Origin of the sequence: Flavobacterium notoginsengisoli (genome assembly GCF_042686225.1) — a bacterium.
Taxonomy (GTDB): Bacteria; Bacteroidota; Bacteroidia; order Flavobacteriales; family Flavobacteriaceae; genus Flavobacterium; species Flavobacterium notoginsengisoli.
Map to the genome: position 1 here is coordinate 137036 of NZ_JBHUOT010000003.1, position 21286 is coordinate 158321.

General features: G+C 33.9%; 14 protein-coding genes. 5 read left to right on the forward strand and 9 right to left on the reverse strand.

Annotated elements, in window-relative coordinates; genetic code table 11:
• Positions 1–2: 2 nt before the first annotated feature.
• The 3 genes from ACFS3A_RS08595 to ACFS3A_RS08605 all read left to right on the forward strand — a co-directional run bounded on the left by ACFS3A_RS08595 (position 3) and on the right by ACFS3A_RS08605 (position 2814).
• On the forward strand, positions 3–1412 hold the full coding sequence (locus ACFS3A_RS08595) for an efflux transporter outer membrane subunit (RefSeq protein WP_379824974.1): 1410 nt from the start codon (positions 3–5) through the stop codon (positions 1410–1412).
• Between the two features lie 88 nt (positions 1413–1500).
• Positions 1501–2286 carry a hypothetical protein gene (locus ACFS3A_RS08600; RefSeq protein WP_379824975.1) on the forward strand — a complete coding sequence of 262 codons (786 nt, stop codon included), beginning with the start codon at positions 1501–1503 and terminating at the stop codon, positions 2284–2286.
• Positions 2287–2376: 90 nt separating this feature from the next.
• The gene (locus ACFS3A_RS08605; RefSeq protein WP_379824976.1) at positions 2377–2814 is read left to right on the forward strand and encodes a MoaF-related domain-containing protein; all 438 of its coding nucleotides are present in this window, start codon (positions 2377–2379) and stop codon (positions 2812–2814) included.
• 98 nt (positions 2815–2912) lie between these two features.
• Here the strand turns inward: ACFS3A_RS08605 and ACFS3A_RS08610 are convergent, their stop codons facing one another.
• From ACFS3A_RS08610 to ACFS3A_RS08650, 9 genes are all read right to left on the reverse strand, one after another.
• On the reverse strand, positions 2913–3419 hold the full coding sequence (locus ACFS3A_RS08610; protein ID WP_379824977.1) for a hypothetical protein: 507 nt from the start codon (positions 3417–3419) through the stop codon (positions 2913–2915).
• 94 nt (positions 3420–3513) lie between these two features.
• Positions 3514–4371, reverse strand: coding sequence for a helix-turn-helix domain-containing protein (locus ACFS3A_RS08615; RefSeq protein WP_379824978.1), 858 nt, complete (start codon positions 4369–4371; stop codon positions 3514–3516).
• Between the two features lie 528 nt (positions 4372–4899).
• Positions 4900–7695 (reverse strand): M16 family metallopeptidase, encoded by a 2796-nt coding sequence (locus ACFS3A_RS08620; RefSeq protein WP_379824979.1) that lies wholly within the window; start codon positions 7693–7695, stop codon positions 4900–4902.
• Positions 7696–7960: 265 nt separating this feature from the next.
• Positions 7961–10558 (reverse strand): alpha/beta hydrolase family protein, encoded by a 2598-nt coding sequence (locus tag ACFS3A_RS08625; RefSeq protein WP_379824980.1) that lies wholly within the window; start codon positions 10556–10558, stop codon positions 7961–7963.
• Between the two features lie 27 nt (positions 10559–10585).
• Positions 10586–12562: a TlpA family protein disulfide reductase gene (locus ACFS3A_RS08630; protein WP_379824981.1), complete on the reverse strand. Its 1977-nt coding sequence runs from the start codon at positions 12560–12562 to the stop codon at positions 10586–10588.
• Between the two features lie 11 nt (positions 12563–12573).
• A complete protein-coding gene (locus ACFS3A_RS08635; RefSeq protein ID WP_379824982.1) occupies positions 12574–13929 on the reverse strand; it encodes a RagB/SusD family nutrient uptake outer membrane protein in 1356 nt (451 codons plus the stop codon).
• 17 nt (positions 13930–13946) lie between these two features.
• Complete coding sequence (locus tag ACFS3A_RS08640) at positions 13947–17507, reverse strand: SusC/RagA family TonB-linked outer membrane protein (protein WP_379824983.1); 3561 nt, start codon at positions 17505–17507, stop codon at positions 13947–13949.
• 177 nt (positions 17508–17684) lie between these two features.
• On the reverse strand, positions 17685–18737 hold the full coding sequence (locus ACFS3A_RS08645; RefSeq protein ID WP_379824984.1) for a FecR family protein: 1053 nt from the start codon (positions 18735–18737) through the stop codon (positions 17685–17687).
• A 75-nt stretch (positions 18738–18812) separates the two neighbouring features.
• Positions 18813–19358: an RNA polymerase sigma factor gene (locus tag ACFS3A_RS08650; protein WP_379824985.1), complete on the reverse strand. Its 546-nt coding sequence runs from the start codon at positions 19356–19358 to the stop codon at positions 18813–18815.
• A gap of 530 nt (positions 19359–19888) precedes the next feature.
• On the opposite strand from ACFS3A_RS08650, the gene ACFS3A_RS08655 reads away from it, so the two are divergent.
• Together ACFS3A_RS08655 and ACFS3A_RS08660 are read left to right on the forward strand one after the other, a co-directional pair.
• Positions 19889–20527 (forward strand): hypothetical protein, encoded by a 639-nt coding sequence (locus ACFS3A_RS08655; RefSeq protein WP_379824986.1) that lies wholly within the window; start codon positions 19889–19891, stop codon positions 20525–20527.
• A gap of 10 nt (positions 20528–20537) precedes the next feature.
• Positions 20538–21218, forward strand: a complete 681-nt coding sequence (locus ACFS3A_RS08660; protein ID WP_379824987.1) for a hypothetical protein — start codon at positions 20538–20540, stop codon at positions 21216–21218.
• Positions 21219–21286: the final 68 nt, after the last annotated feature.

The following is a 21286-nucleotide window of genomic DNA, read 5'->3' on the forward strand; positions in this document are numbered from 1 at the left end:
TAATGAAAACACTATATAAGATTGGAATTGTTTTACTTACCGGAACGATCATGACATCGTGCGTGGTAGGAAAAAAATATTCCAGAGAAGATTTAAAAGCGCCGGAAAAATACCGTGAAGAAATTGCGGTTACGGCAGACACGGTTTTACTGCCGTGGAAAAGCTATTACAAAGATCCTTTGTTGGTTAATTTGATTGAAAAAGCCCTCGTTAAAAATAACGAGGTGCTTGTTGCAGTGAAAAGTATGGAACAGCTTGACCTTAGTTACAAACAAGCCAAGCTGTCCTTACTTCCAACACTTGATTTTGATGCAGGAGCAAGCCGTTCGTATCAATCAAAAAACTCTTTAAACGGCTCATTAAGTGCTCAATTTATTGGTAAAGATTATATGGATGATTACAGTGCGAATCTGCGTCTTTCATGGGAAGTTGATATTTGGGGGAAAGCAGCCATGCAGAAAAGAGATGCTAAAGCAGCTTATTTCGCTCAGAAAGAAAATCTTTCGGCATTAAAAACCAGAATTATTGTTCAGGTGGCACAGGCTTATTACAATCTTTTAGGTTTAGATGAACAGCTTAAAATTGCAGAGAAAAATATTGAATTGAGTACCAGTACTTTGGATATGATGAAGCTGCAGTACAATTCGGGGTCCATCAGTTCTTTGGCAGTAAACCAAACAGAAGCGCAAAAGAAAACAGCCGAATTATTAGTGCCTTTAGCGAAAGCGAATATTGCAGTTCAGGAAAATGCTTTGCAGATTTTGTGTGGCGAATATCCAAACAGCATAGAACGTGCAGGAAATATTGATGCCGCTGAGATAAATGTTGTTTTTCCAACAGGAATTCCAGTTTCGCTTTTAAGCCGAAGACCGGATGTAAAAGCAAGCGAATATGCTGTAATGTCGGCTGCAGCAAAAACAGGTTTGTCAAAAGCAGCGATGTATCCAACTTTAAGTTTAAATCCGTCAATTGGAGTGAATTCATTTGAATTTGAAAAATGGTTTGATTTCCCGGGATCGATTACTAAAACTATTGCAGCAAATCTAGCGCAGCCTATTTTCAGAAAGAAAGCATTACGAACGGCTTATGAAGTGGCAGTTTTAGAACAGGAAAAAGCAGCAATTCAGTTCAAACAGTCTTTTATAACAGCTGTTGGCGAAGTAAACGATGCAATGTCAAGATTAAAATATGCTGATGAAAGAATTGTTTTAGCCAAAGAAAAAGCAACGTCTTTAGACAAAGCCACTTCTGATGCTTCATTACTTTACAAAAGTGGTATGGCAAATTATTTAGAAGTGATAACAGCTCAAAATAGTTCGCTGCAAAATGATCTCGATGTCGTGACCATAAAACTGGAAAAACTAAATGCTGCAATTAATCTATACCGTGCCTTAGGAGGCGGTGTAGAGTAGAAGCCAATAATTTATTACAATTCGCTATCTCTGTAAGGAAACTTTAGAGGTAGTGAATTTGTGTTTTAATTGATTTTGAATTATTGAGATGGACAAAATTACTTTTACCCGTTCAGAACTTTATGGTTTAGTTTGGAAATTTCCACTTGTACAAATTGCAAAACATTATGAAATTTCTACGATGGGAATCAAAAATGCCTGTACTAAATTGGAAATTCCGCTTCCTAAAACCAAACATTGGACTAGACCTGAATACAAGCGAATAAATACTCCAAAATTAACTTTAGACTATAAAGGAAATAATGAAATTAGTATTTTCAAAAAAAGGTACGAAATGCAGTTTAGAACTACTTCTAAACCCACACCTTTACAAGAATTGGCTGGAAAAATAAAAAGTGACGGGAACGCGCCTTTACAAGTTTCTAAAAAGCTGAAAAATCCTGTTACTATTGTAAAAACAACAGAAAAACATTGGATCAGTAAAGCATTAAACGATGGGATTTATGAACCTAAATCTAATGTTTTAGACTTAAATATTTCTGTTGACAGTATAAATCGGGCTTTATTATTTATGGACGCTTTTATAAAATTGATAGAATACCGCGGTCATAAATTTGGAAAAAGTGGAGACGGTTTTGATACTGTTTTTTTCAGCAACGGAATTGAAATTAAAGTAGATTTAAGAGAAGCTTTAAAGCGAATTACAGCAAACGGTTTAAGAGAAACTACTGAATATGTTTTTACAGGCGATTTTATTTTTAGAGTATCAACAGGATCTGATAAAAAAGAATGGCGCGACGGACGCGTTTTGTTAGAAGATAATCTGGCAATCATTACAGCCAAACTAGAATTAATGGCCGCAGAGCAGTTATGATCTCTAGGTTAAAATGTTTTCTATTTTGGCCTATATTTGTTTAGAAAATTAAAGTCTTATTATATAAAAAACTATAATTATTTATTAAAAATGAAAAAAGTACTAAGCGTATTATGCCTGATAATGGTGTTTACAGTTTCTTGTGATAAAAAATCAAATGAGAAAGAAGTTACAGCAAAAGAGATTAGCAATACTTCTAATATAGTCACTTTGGCAGGTAAAAAAGCAAAACTCATTTATCCCGAGTTTGAGGCAGAAGTAAGTTATATTTCTGAAAATGAACTTCACTGGAAAACAGTTGATTCTTCAGGAAAAATACTGGAAGGAGATGAAAAAATAAGCAGTAAAAAAATTGGAAACTCCTTATTTTTTATTAATTGGATAGAAAAAGACGGCATAACGGTAAGCCAAGTTATAGATGTTGATAAAAAGAGTGTTGTCGTTTATATGAGTTATCAGGATGAAAAAAGCTCACGTGGCAATCGTTCAGCCGATTTTATTGAAGGCAAATGGGAAGAAATTAAATAATTGAATCTTATATAAGAATGGCGCGACCAAATTAGAGTTAATGGCTCTTGAAGAATAATAACCTGCTGGAATCAATTACATCCAGCAGGTTTTTTTATTTAATGGATTTCCTTTTTTAAGAAAAGTTTTTTTACAGGAAGATTTTCAGCTACAGCTTCAGAATAATTGAATATTATATAGCCCATTTCAATTAAAGTATCTTTCAAAATCAAATCAGTTTCAAAGATTTTGACCCAAATAAAATCGTGTTTTCTTTGTTTGGCGATTTCTTCAGCACGATTAAAAAGCAGCTGAATTTCTTCAACATCTAAATGAACGATATGTTCGATGCATATTGGTTTTGAAGCTTCTATTTTCTCATTAAAAATTCGGGAAGAATTCAATTGAAGAAAAGAAGATGAAGTTTCATTTTCGTGAATCATCAAAACTTCAATATTAAAGTCATTCTGCACTTTAAAAAGTTCCGAAATAGAAAGTTTTTCAGAAACGTATTGTTCGCCAATTTCTTCGGATAAAAATAAATTAGAATAAAACTTTTTGGCTTTAGCTTCCATATCGGTAGCTGTATCAATAATTATAACTACAAATTGTGCTTTTTTAGACATGTTTTCAGGTATTGAATTTCAATACAAAACTGCAGTTATTTCTTTTGTAAAGAAAGGTAGAGAAGTCTGAAATGTTCGTCAGAAAGGCGGTTTTCTAGATACCGTTTCGATATTCCAAAGGAGAAAGATTAGTATAGTTTTTAAAGAATTTACCAAAAACAGATTGATTAGAAAAATGTAGTGTATCGCTGATTTGATTAATGGTTAATGATTTATTCTGAAGCAGTACTTTGGCTTCTAAAATTATCATTTCATCAATCCATTCGCGGGTTGTTTTGCCACTGTTATTTTTAATCACCTCCGAAAGGTATTTTCGCGTCACATTCAGATTTTCCGCATAATACGACGGAGCACGATGTTGGATAAAATCTTTGACCAAAAGTTCTTTAAATTTTTCAAACAAAGGATTTTGAATTTCTTTTTGCGGAAGATTTTTTTTCATCGAATCCAGTTCAAATATCAAAACATACAAATAACTTCTGAGAATAGAAGCCTGATGAAAATGATCTGTTCGAAGATTTTCCTGAATTAAGCTAAAAAGCTGTTCGAATTTGGTTTTGTTCTTTTTCTCTAAAGGAAAGACGTGCATTTCACTGTTTTCAAAAAAATCATATTGAGAAAGAAAAAAGACATTGGTTTGAGTTTCCAGAAAAAACTTTGGTTTAAAAAATATAATATCCATTAAAATGCTCTCACTGTCTTTGCTGAAACTTCTAATAACATTGGGGCCAAGAGCCAATATTGCCGGTGCTTTAATCACGATTTTATCCAATCGAGTCTGCAATATAATGCTTCCTTTTTTCAAAAATTCAATTGCATAACTTTCAGCCCGATACGGAATATCAATGTACGGATGCTCTTCGATTTGTACATAAAAATAGTCTTTGTTGTCGTTTTCGTCTGTAAACAAACTTTTATGATGCTCTAGCGTATAGGTGTAAATTTTGCTCATTTTCTATGGAGCTTTTTTGGAAGTTTAATTTCTCAAATATAATCAAAATTCCATATTTCGCAGAGAAATGAGCCGTTCCTATGGAACTCATTTGATTGCGATAATTTTTCTCAACGGATTGAAATCCGTTGCTACAATATTTTTCATTCCTACGGAATTCATTTTCCCAAAAGCCAGTTTGTTTTTATGATTATTTGTTCCGTAGGAACATTTCATCGGTAGAATAAATGATGATGATTGTTTTACGTTCTGTAGGAACGTATGATATTTTGGCAAAAAAACGTATAAATTAAACGTTCCTACGTAACGAAAATCTGGCATGTCTATATTTTTTTCTACCAACGAAACATTCCTACGGAATGATGGTTGGATATAGAAATGATAATTTTAATTAGTAATAAACGAAAATGATTAAAGTAATAAAGGCTGTCTTGTGGACAGCCTTTAAAAACTAATTAAAATAAAAAAAATAAAAAAATCGATAAGAATATTTTAGACCTTGAAACTAATGTGGTCTAAAATGAATTCTTACTTTGCTTTCATCAGCACTTCTACGCTGTTGGATTTTTTCAAAGCGTTTACTGTAAATTCTTTTAGATCTTTTGCAGTGATTGTGCTTAGTGTGTTTTTAAGAAGTTCCATGTCAAAAGGTGTTTCGTCGTTTCGAACATACGATGTCAGCGCGCTTAGCCAGTAACTATTTTCTTTAATTTGTTCCTGATGATTTTTGATGATTGATTGTTTAATGTCTTCCAGCATATTAGCAGGAATGTTTTCGGTTTGTACTCTTGCCAGTTCAGCATGAACAATTTTTACTAAAGCATCAGCTTTATCCGGATTACAGTCAAAATTGATTTCTAATGAAAATAATGGAGTAGGAGACTGTGATAAGTTTGCTCCAACCTGAACGCCGTAACTGCCGCCTTCTTCTTCACGAATGGTTTCCAAATAACGTTTGGTCAGCCATTCAGAAACCATATAACTTAATATTTTGTTCTTTTTAGAATAAGTTACGTCTTTGTTTTCCAAATGAAGATAAACCGTTGTTTTTGGCGTATCCATTGTTCTGAAAATCGTTTTTTCAGTCTTTCCTTCTTTCATGAAAATTTTATGATCCACGTATTTTTCTGTTTTTGGAGCAGAAGGAATATTACCTAAATAGGTATTAATTAAAGCGATATCCTTTTCAGAAATATTTCCGACAAATAAGAAAGTGAAATCTCCTGCATTAGAAAAACGTTCGGTGTAGAATTTCTTCGCTTTATTCAGATCAAAAGCATTGATGAAATCCTGATTTAATAACCAGTTGCGTTTGCTGTAATTCGTGTTTAAAACCGAAATCGTATCGTTTAAAGCTTTTTCATTGCTGTTGTGAGCGTTGTTCAATTTGTTTTGATATTGCTCTTTGATTTTATCAAAAGTGGTTGTATCAAATCTTGGATGCTGGAAATAAAGGTAAGTCAACTGCAATAAAGTAGTTAAAGATTCTTTGTTGCTGCTTCCATTAAAACCTTCGTATAAACCTCCAATATATGGACTAACACTAGCCGTTTTTCCTGTAAGTTTCTTTTTTAAATCGGTAAACTTATAATCGCCCAATCCAGAATAGGAAGCTACAGCCGTTGCAATCTGTGCTGATGGAAGTTCCTGCCAGTCCACAAGCGAATTTCCTCCAGCGCTGTAAGCTGAAAATAAAATTTGGTCTTTGCTTAAAGTAGTTGGATATATAATCACTTTTGCTCCGTTTGCCAAAGTATATTGTTTTGCATTCGCGAATGCTTTAATGTCGCTTGTTTTTAGAATTGCCTTTTCCTTCAAATCATCTTTCACTAAAGAAGCTGTTAATTCTTCTTCTTTGTAAGGTTCTAATTTGCTGTTTGAAATGGTTTTCATTGCATTCCAATAATCATTTGCTTCTGGAAATTTAGTCGCGGCATCTTCTGGAGCAGAAACCGATAAGATTAAGTTTTGTTTCGGTTCTAAAGCTCTAAAAGCAGTATTAATTTGCTGTAATGTTACTTTATCTAAGAAGCTGTTCATCCATTTGTATTCCTCATCCATTGTCATTACCGGATTGGCTTCTAAGAAATACATTTGTAATTGTTCTGCCCAGGATCCGTTGCTGATTTTGTCTTTATTTGCCAGACGATTGTCATAACTGCTGCGCATTTTGGTTTTTAGACGGTCTAATTCCTGCTGTGTAAATCCGTTTTGAATGGCTCTTTCATATTCTTTGTAGGCTTCTGAAAAAGCTTCTAAAAATTTGCCTTTTTTAGGTGTAATATTCAATGAAAATTTACTGTCTAATCTCGAAAGATTATTATTTGAAACTCCAAAAGATAAACCAGCCGTTTCATTGTTGATAATGTATTCTCCAAAGCGAATATTCATCAATTGCATAGCCAGACTTTCCTGCATGCTTTTGGTCATTTCAGCTTCATCTTGCACCAATGGTTTTGGCATAGTGTACGAAAGCGAAATTCCAGAACGTTGTAATTCTTTGTCGGTTGCCAGTACATAACGGTTTTCTTTCAGCACCGGAATTTTTTCGTATTCTCTTTTATTGATTTTTTTTGGAGTAGGTATCGAACCGAAAATCTCTTTAACCCTTTTTTCGATTAACGCCACGTCAATGTCCCCTACGATAACGACAGCCTGATTTTGCGGTTGATACCATTTTTTATAATAATCTCTTAAAACCTGATATTTGAAGTTGTTGATGACATTCAAATCACCAATTACATTTCGTTTAGCATATTTTGAACCTTGAAAAACTACTTTGTCGATTTTTTCTCCAGCTCTGTAATCTGCATTTCTTCTGGTGCGCCATTCTTCACGAATTACGCCTCTTTCAGCATCAATTTCGTTATTTGCCAAAAGCAGAGAACCGGACCAATCATGTAAAACATACATGCAGGAATCTAATAAAGTTTTGTTGTCAGCGGGAACATTACTGATGTTGTAAACGGTTTCATCGTAAGCGGTGTAAGCATTGATGTCTTTTCCAAAAGAAACACCTTGTTTTTCCAGCATGTTGATGATACCTTTTCCTTTAAAATGTTCTGTTCCGTTAAAAGCCATATGTTCCAGAAAGTGAGCTAATCCGTCCTGATCGTCGTTTTCTAAAATTGCTCCGACATTTTGAACGAAATAGAAATCGGCTCTGTCTTTTGGCCATTCGTTATGCATGATGAAATACTGCATTCCGTTTGGCAATGTTCCGTGCGCCACTTCTTTGGGCAATGGAAAAGTAGTTTTAAACTGCGCCGAAACCTGAGTTAAACCCAAGAAAAGAAAATGCGCTAAAATTAATTTTGCTTTCATTGTTGATCGTTATTGTTCTTTTTTTTTGATTGAATTTTAGTTGGAATTGGGTATAAGTAGTCCCTGCTGTTGATTTGAAGGTCTCGTAAGAAACCCTCAAACAACAGTTTTTTTAAACACATAGAAACATAGTTCACAAACTTATAAAAGGCGTTTCACTTGAATCAATTCACATAGTATCCTATGTGTGGAAGCTAGCTTCTTCTTTGCTCTTAAAAAAAGGAGAAAAATCTATGTTTCTATGTGTTTAATAATTTTAATACAATTACATCCAGTCTGGTTTTGCGGAAGCTTTTAAGTAGTAATCAAAATACTGTTGCATTTTGAGTGTCCAGTCTTTTCTGTTGGCAGCATCGTCTAAAGTATGTCCTTCCTTTTTGTAGTTTACTAATAAAGCAGGTTTTCCTAAACGACGAAGTGCAAAGAATAAAGATTGTCCTTCCTGATAAGGAACTGCGCGGTCATTATCATTATGGAAAATCAAAATTGGTGTTTTGATGTTTTTCGCAGAAAATAGAGGCGAGTTTTTAATATATCCGTCCAAATTATCATGCATTGAACTTCCCATACGGTATTGATCGGCTTCGTATTTAAACATGGTTGAAATACCATTCGATCTCATAACAGGATAATTGGCAGTAAAGTTGCTTACGCCAGAACCTACAATTGCACAAGTGAAAAGATCTGTTTTAGTGGTTAAGAAAGAAGTTTCGTAACCGCCAAAACTATGTCCTTGAATTCCGATTTTACCTTTTTCAGTAATACCGTTTGCAATTAAATATTCAACACCACTCATAACATCGTTGTAAACGCTGTTGCCGACATCTCCGTAAACATAATGCACGTCTGGTTGAAATACGATATAACCTCTGCTTAAATAGGTTGGGATATTAATGTTAGAAGAACTTACTTCCGGTTGTTGATAGGTAGTAAAATCTGTAGTGTGTTTTTCATAAAAATGAACAATTACAGGATATGTTTTTTTGCTGTCGTAATTGTCCGGAAGATATAAGTTTCCTTGATTTTCTTTTCCGTTAAAGCTTTTCCAGGTCAATACTTTTGCAGTTCCCCAGGCATAATCTTTCTGTTGCGGATTGATATCTGTTATTTTAGATTGTGATCCAAAACTTGATGTTCCCCACCATAAATCCGGAAAAACCGTATAACTTGATTTTGAAAATAAAACACTAGAATTATCTCCGGAAACGGCTTCAATTCTTGCGCTGTAATCAGGGTTTGCAAATATTTTTGTTACTGAATTATTGTTATTTAATTGGTAAACGCCTTTAGATTTATGATCGAAATCAAAGCCAACTAAAGTAACTATTTTCTTTTGGTCTAAATTGCCTATAAAACCTTCTTCTCCATAACGAAGTTCCACTTTGTTTTTTCTTCCGTAACCTTGACTTAGAGAATACGCTTTTTTCTGATTTGTAAGATCAATAGCCCACAAATCAAACTGATCGTACAAAACAACTGTATTTCCGTTGTTCAACCAGCCTGCAATTCCGTAAGCTGTATTAGCCGATTTCATGTCTACATTATCATCTGAAAGTGGAAAAGGAATCTGAGCACTAATGTTTTTAAATTGCATAGAAGCAGGGTCAAAAACAGTCCATACTTTTTCTTTTTCGTCATAATAAACAGCAAAACTTCCCTGTGGATTCCAAGTTGGATTTCCAAAAACGGCTGTCAATACTTTTGTAGATTTTCCTGTTGTAGCATCAATCCAATATATATCGTTGCGTTCGTTAAAAGTCCAGTCGGTTTCTACTGCATACGGTTTTTTATCAATCGCAAAAACACCTTTAAAATTACCAGATTCGGGAATTAAAACCTGATCAAATTCGCCTGTTGAAGCGACTTTGATTACTTTTTTGTTTTGGATGTCATAAATGAATTTCTGTTCGCTTGGAAGTGTTTTAGAACTTCTCAATAGTTCCTGTCTGCGTTCCATAGTTCCCTGATTGGATCTCCAGATTTCAACATTTGATTTTGCAATCTGTGTATTTTCCGGGCGTTTATTCGAATTTACTAATAAAGTAACAAAACGAGTGTTTTCGTTTAAACCATAAGCGGTTTTTGAAATCGAAAAATTGGAATCGTTTAAAGTAATCTCATCATAATTAAATAAGACTTTTGTCGAATTGTTGCTCAAATTAAAATAATAAACCATATTAAAATCGGAACTGTTGTTTCCTTTTAAAGTAAAAGTACCGCCGTTTTCTTTATCATTTAATTGAAAATCTCCAAAATCTGATGCTTTTCCGCTGTAAACAATTTCTTGTTTTCCACCGATTGCTCCATGTTTTAGGAAAATTTGATCTTTTTCAATCTGAACATACACGATTGATTTGTTCTTTAAAAAACGAGACGACTTAATGTTGCTTACAAAAGTACTGTCATTACTTTCTAAATTATAACAAACCAAACGTTGCAAGAAGAATTCTCCTTTTTGAGATTCAGGACGAGTATAGTACAAGAAATCGGTTCCTTCAAGTGCATTGGTGTAATGCTTGCTCTTCCAAAGCTTTTTAACGCCTGTTTTTAAATTTTGCAAAAGCGTACTATCGTTTTTACTGTACTGAATCCAGTCTTTTTTCCCGATGAATTTTAAGTCATTAATATCATTTAAAACCAAACGTTTTCCCTTTGGAGCTTCCTGAATAATGATTTGTTTTTTGTTTTCTTTTTCTTCATCCTGAAAAACAGTGCTGTACGACATCCATTTTCCGTTGTATGACAAAGCTTTAGAGTTAATTCTTTGCCAAGATTGGTAAGCCGATTCGTCTACTGCTTTTTTCTGTGCAGATAAACTATGTACACTCAAAGCGAGTGTACATAGTAAAACTATTTTTTTCATAATTTTTTTTTGATTTTCAAGAAGCAATTATTCGTTTTTCAAAGTATTGATAACGTTTGTAAGTTCGTCCACTAATTGTCCCGGATTTCCAGAATATCCTTCAGATGTAAAACGGATTTTTCCATCTTTTATCACTACTTTTCTTGGAATACCGCTTGATTTAAAGATTTGAGCATAGTTGGTAAAAGAAGCGTTATTTGTACCGCCTCCTTTTTTAACTAAATCAAAATGAGTAGTGATTTTTAAACCTTTTTCTTTTAGATAAGCCAAAGCTTCTTTTTTGTAGCCTTCTTTAGTTTCCTGAGTGCTAATGAAATAAATTTCAACTTGTTTGTCTTCTTTAAAATTGTTTACCAATTGCTGCATAGCTGGAAACGCTTTTTTACAAGGCCCGCACCAGGTTGCCCAGAAATCAATTACAATGATTTTACCACTGTTTAAAGCCAAATCTTTTGTTTTTCCGTCTGCAGACTGCACTTTAATTGCAGGAGCAGCGATGTCAATTAAGGCTATTTTTTCTTCCGCTTTGTTTTCTTTTTTCAATTGCTCTAAATATGCAGGGAAATCAGCTTCTTTTTTGCCTTCTTTCAAATACAATTCTTTCAGTTTTGCGGTTGCTCCTTCAGATAAAGTATTGGCTCTTGCTGCATTTTTCAGAACCTCAATAATTGGTTTATTAAATGCTTCTAAAGCTTTGATGTGAATATCGTTGATACTTGCTTTTTCATAACGTTTTTCGAATGGTAGCAAAGCAAAAGTTTCTAAAACTTCTTTGTATTTTTTCAAAATATCGTACATACGAATCTGAATTACCAATTCGTTGTCAAGCTGCGTTTTTGCATTTTCTGTTGCCTGATTTGGCGACCAGTAAAGTCCTGACATATAAGACATGTCATTTACTTTTTGCTGCATTTGCTGAATCATTGGCACTGCCATAGTTTCGATTACAGCAGGATCAACTACTTTTAAGTATAATGCTTTCGAAATATTCTGGTGGTAAGCATCATTTAAATTAGCAAAATTCATTGTTTGAATCATTGCCAAAATGGTTTTGTAATCTTTCGTTTCGAAATAGTAGCCAAACTGCATTTTTACGATATTGTCATAAAAATATTTTTGATGTGGCGGAACTTCCGAATTGTTTGGAAAATCAGCTAAAAACTGGTTGATTACTTTGTTTCTTTCTGCAGCATCCTGAATAGGCATAATTTTTTGATATGCTTTGAATCTTACATGGCTTCCTTTTGGAAATTGTTTTTCGATTACTGCTTCAAGAGAATCTGCTTTTGTTTTATTCTTCAGATCAAATAAATAAATGTGGTGTACTTTTGTGTACACTTCTTCAGGAAGTCCTTTCATATTCTTTGTGAAGTCGGCTAAAAACTTGCTTCCCAATTCCTGAAACTTTTCAGGTTTTTGTTTTTTCAATACATCGAAGTATGTGTCAAAAAACTCAGGAAATCTATTTCCGTTAGCTGAAACTTCCTTTTTTAACCAATATTCTGTAGCATCTCCATCAATAGAAAAATCTTTGAAATAACCGCCAAACTGACCGTTGAAATCCTTATTTCTAAAAGTCGCCCATGCTAAATCTGCGCCCGGCATTTTTACTTTAGGCTCTTTAAAAGCCACCAGCATATATCCTGTATCCTGATTAGTATCGGTAACTAAGCCATTTTCGGTATTGCCGTAGAATTTGAAGGCCATAAATGCACAGTTTTTTGGAACTGTAAAATCGGCGCTGTAAACAGCGCCATTTTTTTTCATTTTCAGGTCTTCGATTTCCCATCTGTAATCATTGAAAACATAAGCATAACCGCTGATATTTTTAACGTTTTCTAATGGGCCGCCTTTTGGATCATAAGTCATGCTGAAAGATGCTCCGGGAATCGGAATGTCTACCATTCCCTGTAATCTCGATTTAACTTCTTGACTTGTAACTTGTAGGGTAAAAGCGCAGAACGCTAATACCAGTAATTTGATATTTTTAATTTTTGTAAACATTGTACGTTTTTTTATTTCCCTAATTCAGGGTTTAGATCGATGTAATTTTGGTGGATTGGGAATACATATCCAGCACTATTAGGCGCTAGAGTAAAGGTTTCGTTTTTGAAAACCCTTGTATAGGTTTTTTGGAAATTTGGATCCAAGTTTAAACGACGTTGATCAAACCAACGGAATCCTCTTCCGATGAATTCTTTTTGTCTTTCTGTCAAAACTAGATTTAAAGCTTCCGTGTTGGTAGTCGCGCTTACTTGATACGCAGAACCTGTTTTGTATCTTTTGGCTCTTAAAATGTTTAGGTAATCGACAGCTTTTTGAGGTTGTCCTAATCTGGCATAACACTCAGCAGCAGTTAAATACATTTCAGGGACAGAAACTCCAATGTTGATCCCAGTAGTATTGCTGTAAGTTGCAATTCCAAAACCTCTTCCTGTATGCGAAGGAAAGAAGTTGTTTCCTGCAATGGTGTAATAATTGTAACGTAAATCGTTACTGCTAAAACTATTCAATAAATCCTGAGCTAATGGTGCTCCGTTGTAAGTGGTCAGTAAGGTTTTAGAAAAAATCACTTCTGGATTGCTTAATAAAACCGGGTAGCTGTAAGCTGTAGCAAAAGAGTTTAAATCGATTAATCCGTTTTGCATGTTTAACGCTTTTTCAGCATTATCTAAACTCAATTGGTATTGTCCCATGTATAAATAGGTTCTGGCTAAAATACCATAAACGGCTTTCTTTGATGGAAGTACATTAAAATCTGGAGTATCTACAAGATCATTGGCTAAAGCGCCTTGTAGATCAGAAAGGATTTGTTTGTAAACGACATCCACAGAGCTTCTTTCTAATGACGAAAACAATTCAGGTGTCACTAAAAGCGGTACAGCTTTTTCAGAGTTTGCAGTAGCTGGGTCAAATTGAGGGCCGTAGATATTTACAAGCTGTAAATAAGCAAATGCTCTGTGTACCAAGGCTTCTGCATAGATTTGTTTTTTCTCTGCTTCAGTTCCTTTTTCGCTTGTCATTACACCTTTAATGATCGCATTATTGTAATAAATAGTTCTGTATAAATTGATCCAGTCAGAATCCCCCTGAGATTCATCAAAAATTCTAGATTTCCAGGTATAACTGTTTGCCCAGATTGTAGATACCTGATTTTGATAAGCTATCGGAAAGTCTACATCGGCGTTAGAAAGAAGATACATTCCTCCAGAACCACTGTAAGTGCTGTAGCCATTTACTAATGCTCGGTAATCTGATGTGTATTTTAAAACTCTATTGTTTCCAACAGGTTCAACTTCAACATAATCCCTGCAGGAATTTAGCAGCAATAATGGTAAAATGATATATAATGTGATTTTCAAAAATTTCATAATAAGTTCTTTTTTAATTAAAAGCTGCAATTAAATTGTAACGTATACGTACGCTGTGGCGCAAGAGTGTTATAATTGTTTGAAGAAAGATATTGCGGGTCAATTCCCTCGTCATTTCTTACCCATAACAATCCTAGGTTTCTTGCTGCAAAATTGAAACTCAACGATTTGAAAAATGTTTTTTCCAACCACTCATTTGGTACTGTATAACCCAATGAAATTTGTTGCAAACGAATATTATCAGCAGATAAAACATTAATATCTGAATTTTGAAAACGATTCAAACTATTATAGTTGATGTTTGCCAATCCAGGGACATTTGTTATCGCTTCATCTCCAGGCTGTCTCCAACGATCTGCAATAATTTCATCTTTGGCAACTGCACCATATTGAACACCACTGTAAGATGGATAGTTCTGCATTAGTTGATTTCTAAATACAGCTCCCATAAAGTACGTAACCTGAACTCCTAAATTGAAATTTTTGAATGAGAAGTCGTTCATGAATCCTCCAAAGTAAGGCGCAACTGTAGTTCCCATATATTTTAGGTCATCTTTAGATACAGCATTAATACCTTTGGAAGAATCTATTATACTTCCGTCTTTAGCATAAATCTGAGATTGTCCGTTACTATCTAATCCTGCCCATCTGTATGCGTATAAATAGCTCACATTAACACCTGTGATAGGAGAGCCTCCAAGATATTGATTGGCAGCTGTTGCATTAAATCTAGAATCGGTAACTTTATTATTGGTGTAGGCAAAATTAAATGAACTGTTCCATTTAAATTTTCCGTTGAAAATTGTTCCGCTTAATCCTAAGTCCACACCATTTCCATCTAGAGTTCCTGCATTGTATATTAAAAAAGCCCATCCGTAAGTAGGGTTAAAAGGAAGATTTGTGATGATGTCGTTTGTCTTTTTGTAATAAACATCAACATTACCGCGAAGTCTGTTATTAAAAACGCCGTAATCTAAACCAACGTTAAAAGTAGCGGTAGTTTCCCATTTGATGTATGGATTTTCTGGTAATGATATTGTTGCTGTTGGCAATTGCGTATAAAAATCAATACCTCCTAAACCAATAATAGCATTATTGCTTCCATATCCTCCAGCAGGAGCGCTTCCGGCTTTACCATAAGTAACACGGGTAGAAAGAGTGCTTAACCAGCTGACTTCTTTTAAGAAACTCTCTCTGTTAACATCCCATTTTGCCCCAACAGACCATAATGGTAAAGCTCTATTTCTTCTAGAAGCACCAAGTAAATTGTAATCGTCAAAACGAACACTTCCAGAAATATGGTATCTGTTTTTAAAATCATAAGATCCAAGTGCGTAGTAAGACAAATAGCGGTCTCTGTATTTACTAATACTAGTGTCAAAGTTTCCTATGTAAGTTGACCAGCCGTAAACGGTATTGTAATATTGTGTTGGGTTTACTGCTGTGTTCGAATTAGTGTCGGTATTATAACCATAACGGGTTTGCGTAGAGCCTTCTCTGCGTTCTTCTCTAGTTTCGGCACCAGCCAAAAAGTTTAAAGAATTATTTTCATTGAATGATTTATTAATGTTCATTTGAAAACGTAAACTCTGAGATTCATTTTTTTGATTGGTATCTCCTAAAGTAGCACCAAGAGGAACTCCATAAACCAATTTTCCGTTTGCTATAGAAGTAGCTTCGTTAATCATGTTTCTGGTATAGTAGCTTTCTAATTCGTTCAATGTTCTGGTTTTGCTGAAGATCGAAGTATACATACCTGAAGTTTCTACATTTAACCAAGAGGTAATAGTTGCCACTAATCTTGCATTCAGTCTGATATTTTCGCCATTTGTATTAACATTAGAAAAACCAAGCTGATCGATATAATTATATGTCCAGGGAAGATATCCTTTTGAATCAAAATCCTGAATTACCTCTGGTCTGAATTTGATATAATAATCTAAACTTTTGCCATTTTCGTCTACGAGCATATCATAAGGTCTCAATGCAGAAGTAGAAACATTTGATAAAGCTTCATTTGCAGTAATATTGGTCTGATATTTAGATGAAAGGTAATTAATACCCGTTTCTAATTTTAGGAAACTCTTTAATTTGAATGTATTGTTTAAGGTAACATTATACGATTTAGAGTTATTTCCCTTCATTGCGGCATCATCTTCATTATAACCTAAACCTAAGTAATAGGTGCTTTTATCAGTTCCTCCAGAAACAGAGAAATCGTATTGCTTTGTGATCGAATTTTGAAGTAGATATTTGTTAATCTGACCTAAATTATCTCTTTGAGAAAGCGATGACAGCATTTGGTCTCTTTGTGCTGTGGTAATTTCGCCTCTTTTTTCTCTAAACATAATTTCCTGTGCAGCACTTGGGTTGGCCGCCTGCCAGTTCGAGATATTATCAGCAACAAATCCTCCGTTTACAAGGTCTTTTTCATAATCTACATATTGAGCGGTATTCATGACTCTCAATTTAGACAAATCCATTTTTTCTCCAAAAGTTGTGGTTGTGCTAAAGCTTACAGCAGGTTCTTCAGATTTTCTTCCTTTTTTAGTAGTTACCACAATAACTCCGTTAGCCGCTCTCGAACCCCAGATAGAAGCTGCTGCCGCATCTTTCAGAACAGTAATGTTTTCAATGTCATCAGGATTTAAGAAACTCAAAATTGAGGATCCGGAAACACCTCTTCTGCTAAAAGCAAAATCATTCATGGATTGCGGAAAACCATCAATAACAACTAGCGGTTGTGAAGTGCCACTGTAACTAGTTGTACCTCTAACGCTTATGTTTCCAGTTCTTGGATCAACCATAACACCAGCGATTTTTCCTTCTAATCTGGCATTAATATCTACAGTAGGAACTTTAGCAATATCTTTGGCGCCTATTACTTCTATAGCGCCAGTAGCTCTTTCTTTTGGAATTTCAGTATAACCGTTAGAAGCAGGAATTTCAACAGAATGAAGTTCCATAACATCCGGAACAAGTGTTGCATCGATCACTCTTTTATTGTTAACGGCAACCGTTACAGTCTTATATCCTAAAGAACTGAAAATAATAGTATCATAAGGAGAAACCATCATTCGGTATTCACCTTCTTTTCTTGTAATATCCCAGCTTTGTTTTCCTTTTAAAATTACATTTACACCAACAAGCGGTGCACCCTTTTTATCGGTTACTTTCCCGGTTAGTTCATATTCCAGTTGTTCGGCTTTCTTTTTATTTCTTTTTACAACAACTTGTTTATCAATAATATCATAAGTAAGATTGTTACTTCTTAAGGCATTATTCAAAATTTCTTCTATAGTTGCGTCCTTATCCAATGTAATCGTATTGGCCGATTTCAGCACATCGTCATTATAGAAAAAGACATAATTAGTCTGTTTTTCTAAAGTAGAAAATACCTCGGTTAACGGAGTGTTCTTGAAACGAACATGTATTTTATTTTGTCCTAAAGAAGGGTTCGCATATAAACTACACATACTTATCCAGATAAATGCAGTAACAGATCTCATAAGCAGCAGATATAGGTAATAGTGGTATCGTCCAGAAAAATACTTTTCTGAATTATGTTTTTTATTCATAATTTTGTTTTGGATTTAATATGCAGTCGATAACGTAGACTGCAGTTATACAACTCGCCAAAAGATGCGCCAACATCTTTTGGTTTTTTTTTGGTTAGTTTTTACAAATAAGGTTGATATGTTTATTTCTGGTTTTATATCATAGGCTTTGGTGGTTTTTAGAATTGATTTTTTTATTTATTTAATTGTAATAGTTCTTTGGTTTGCGTTAACAGTACAGTTACTATTGGTAATACTTGATAAAGTACTGGCCAGATTATTTAAATTTTCATTCAAAGCAAATGCTCCTGAATAATTAGCATCAAGATTTAAATTTTCTCCTTTTATAAATTCAAGTTTATAATATTTTGAAAGTTTCCCTAAAATGGTATTCAAAGACTGGCTTTTGAAAGTAAAATAACCTTCTCTCCAGGATAATATTGAAGCAACGTCTTTTCGTTCTACTTTAAGCTGTTTTTGATTTTTGTTGATCGTGGCAATCATTCCCGGCGTTAAATCTTCCTGAATTTCTTTATTGTTTAACAGTCCTTTTTTGTTGTAGGTAATTCGGACTTTTCCTTGTAATAAAGCAGTTTGAACCGTTTCGTCTTCAGGATATGAGCTCACATTGAAAACCGTTCCTAAAACACGGACATCGCATTCTTTTGTTTTTACGAAAAAAGGTTTGGCTTTGTTGTGTGCTACATCAAAAGCGGCTTCACCAGTTAGATACACTTCACGAATTGATCCGTCAAATTGAGTTGGATAAATTAAAGAAGAACCCGAATTCAGCCAAACGGTTGTTCCGTCAGTTAAAACAATTTGAGTTCTTTTTCCGTAAGGCACTCTAACGGTATTAAAAGAAGAACTGTTAGAGTTGGTATTAATGGCTTGTTCTCCAATTGTAACTTTTTTACCGTTTTTTCCATAACTGATGATAGAACTGTCCTCTACAGCAATAGTTTTCTGATCTTGCAGTACAAGAGAGATATCCTCTAAGTCTGCATTAGATTCAGTTGTTGCTCCTTTTTCTGCAAAAAGCTCTAAATCGGTTTTAGGTTTGCTTTCCGGAGTTTGGTTTATAAATAATCCAGCTAAAAGTGCTACACTCGCGGCGGCAGAAAAGGCGATTAATCTTTTCTTTTTCCTGCGTTTGTTTTCTTTTTGTTCCAGCTCGATTAATCCGTGACGAATTTGATTCTTTAAAGAATCTTTTTCATCGTTCGATATTTTATTAAAATTAATTTGCAAGGCGATGTTTTTATGGGGTATATAATACTAAGAGAACTACTCTTGTAAAACATAGACATAAAAAATAACCTTTTTTTAAAGTTTTTTTCTTAACTCTTTCAAGCACCTGTATATCAGTGTTCTGCAGGACTCGATAGAAATGCCTAAAATAGAGGCAATTTCTTCATAAGGTTTGTCTTCGTTAAATCTGTAGAATAAAGCTTTGCGTTGTTTTTCGGTAAGTTCTTCCATTGCAAAAGCCAGCCTGGAGTTTAGCTCTGCATCATTTTCTTCTTCGATTAAAGTTTCTTCAAAAGAAAGTTCTTTTAATATAACCGAATCGTAATCAGTATTTAAAGAGAATGTTTTCTGAGAAGCTTTATGTTTTTTTAAAACATTTCGCTGTGTGATTTTAAACAAATACGATTTTACATTGACGCTTTCGGCAAGACCGCTTCGGTATTTATAAATGTCTAAAAACACATCGTGAATTGCATCTTTAGCAATCGAAGTTTCGTTAGTATATTGTAAAGCAAAAGTAAGCAAAACATCAGCGTAACTATCATACAGCTTTTCAAAGGCGGTAATATCACCTTTTTTGATCTGCTGCCATAATAAAATATCTGATGTGGTATTCTCCATTTAAGGAATAAAATTGTTCTTGTTTTAAGAGCAAATCTATAACTTTTATCAGTTAATTGGATATTTTTTCGATTATATCGCATGAATTTGAAGATTTTGGTCAAAATAATGGCGATTATTTTGTTAAAATGAAAGTGTTTTGAATGGTATTTATGAAGAGATGAATTGTGTCAGATGTTTTATTAACAGTTAAATAAAATGCAATTGACAGAGCAGAGAATATAGTCCGTATATTTTATAAAAATATTTTCTTTAAAAGTCTAATTCAGAAAATGAAAACAAAACTATGATCAGATTACCTTTTTTTATACTTCATTTTTTTATTGTAGGACTGAAAATATATTTTTAATATATAAATAAGTAAATTTTGTCTTACTTTTTGATGATTAAATATTTTTTCATATTAAAAATTTCCAGATATATAATTCTTATTATATGTCGGTAAAATCTTCTGTTTTTATGCTTTTTCTTTTAAATCAAAACAGTATGTTTGTAGAAGTTGTATTACAAAATTAAATCCAAAAATTATTATGAAAAAAATGTATTTTAGTAAAACTATGGCGGTTTTACTATTCGCAACTTGTATTTTGTCATGTACAAATGACAATGACGAGCGTGATCTATCCACATCGGATAAAAATGATTTAACTCTTGCTGAAGCAAGACAGTTTGTAAAAGAATTTACTAATGCAGACGGGGCTAGTCAGGAACAGATAAAAGCAAGGTTCAGTAAAAAAAGCAGTACTGTAATAGATGAATCAGAAGCAGTAAGTGCAGCTGTCTTGAATGACTATTCTTTAGAGCAGATGGGAGAGATTATACCTGTTTATGGTGGAGCTCAGGGTATTATTCCAACCTATGATATGGCAGGAAGTCAGCACAGACGTAATGTGGAGTGGATTGTCGCACAAAACCCGCACAATCTTTGGAGAGTTAAAGCTTTTGAAATTGTAACGCACTCTCTTACCGAGATAATTCAGGTGTTGCATCAAGGAACACGATTTGAAGGAATACATCTCGGACTTATCAATTGGGTAGATAATAATTCTGCAGGGGATATTTTGATTACACCAATGGGCCAGTTTGTATCAACTGTAAGAGGAACAATACATATTGTAGGCTGGCGTGATACTCCAATTGATAATTACTGCGTCTTTAGGATTTATTAAATTAATTTTTATGTTCCAAAGAATTGCTATTCTAGGATTACTTTTAATTATTAATTCATCCTGCTCACAGAGTTCAAAAAAGTTTTCAGGCTACATTACTCTTAAAAGTGAAATATCTTCCGGATCCGTTGCGCAGGCTTTTATGCCACCAGCAGTTTTAATTGTAGATGCTCAGGCAAATGCAATAGAGTTCTTAACTAAAGTTAAGCTTGAAAACGGTGAAATGAAAGGATCAGATACCTTAAACGTTTTTTTTATAAATTTTAAAAAAGGTAATTATGCATCCTACAAGAAATTAGATATTAATGAGAAACCTTATGCTAAAGAAAAAATTGACAATAAGAAAGAGGGTATTAGTTTTTTTTCAAAAAAAGTTGATTTTTTTTCAGGTGTGACAGATATAGTAATAAAAGATTCTATTATTAAGAATATTAGCTATAAAGTCGCAAGAGGTTTTAAGAAAGTAGACCATTACAAATTTAAGTATGAAGCCTATGTTTTAAATTCTCCTAAAAAGTTTCCTATTCAGATAAGTAAAATTATTTCAGAAAGGACGGAAGGAGGTTTTGTAGCAGAAGTTAGGATAACTGACTATGCGAATGATAAGCTGTTGATTTTTAAATGTGATTATATACAGAAAAATCTTCCCGAACGGCTAGAGAAGTTAATGAAAGTCTGGGGAGGAAATTGAAGTTAAAACGTTTTGAAATTTATTTAAACAAAAATATTAATCCAATGTAATACCAACTGATAAGGTGG

Bases quoted from the DNA above. Each gene is read 5' to 3' on its own strand.
- ACFS3A_RS08630 (WP_379824981.1), bottom strand. From the start codon at position 12,562: ATGTTTACAAAAATTAAAAATATCAAATTACTGGTATTAGCGTTCTGC.
- ACFS3A_RS08660 (WP_379824987.1), top strand. From the start codon at position 20,538: ATGTTCCAAAGAATTGCTATTCTAGGATTACTTTTAATTATTAATTCA.
- ACFS3A_RS08600 (WP_379824975.1), top strand. From the start codon at position 1,501: ATGGACAAAATTACTTTTACCCGTTCAGAACTTTATGGTTTAGTTTGG.
- ACFS3A_RS08605 (WP_379824976.1), top strand. From the start codon at position 2,377: ATGAAAAAAGTACTAAGCGTATTATGCCTGATAATGGTGTTTACAGTT.
- ACFS3A_RS08610 (WP_379824977.1), bottom strand. From the start codon at position 3,419: ATGTCTAAAAAAGCACAATTTGTAGTTATAATTATTGATACAGCTACC.
- ACFS3A_RS08650 (WP_379824985.1), bottom strand. From the start codon at position 19,358: ATGGAGAATACCACATCAGATATTTTATTATGGCAGCAGATCAAAAAA.
- ACFS3A_RS08640 (WP_379824983.1), bottom strand. From the start codon at position 17,507: ATGAATAAAAAACATAATTCAGAAAAGTATTTTTCTGGACGATACCAC.
- ACFS3A_RS08635 (WP_379824982.1), bottom strand. From the start codon at position 13,929: ATGAAATTTTTGAAAATCACATTATATATCATTTTACCATTATTGCTG.
- ACFS3A_RS08595 (WP_379824974.1), top strand. From the start codon at position 3: ATGAAAACACTATATAAGATTGGAATTGTTTTACTTACCGGAACGATC.
- ACFS3A_RS08615 (WP_379824978.1), bottom strand. From the start codon at position 4,371: ATGAGCAAAATTTACACCTATACGCTAGAGCATCATAAAAGTTTGTTT.
- ACFS3A_RS08620 (WP_379824979.1), bottom strand. From the start codon at position 7,695: ATGAAAGCAAAATTAATTTTAGCGCATTTTCTTTTCTTGGGTTTAACT.
- ACFS3A_RS08655 (WP_379824986.1), top strand. From the start codon at position 19,889: ATGAAAAAAATGTATTTTAGTAAAACTATGGCGGTTTTACTATTCGCA.
- ACFS3A_RS08625 (WP_379824980.1), bottom strand. From the start codon at position 10,558: ATGAAAAAAATAGTTTTACTATGTACACTCGCTTTGAGTGTACATAGT.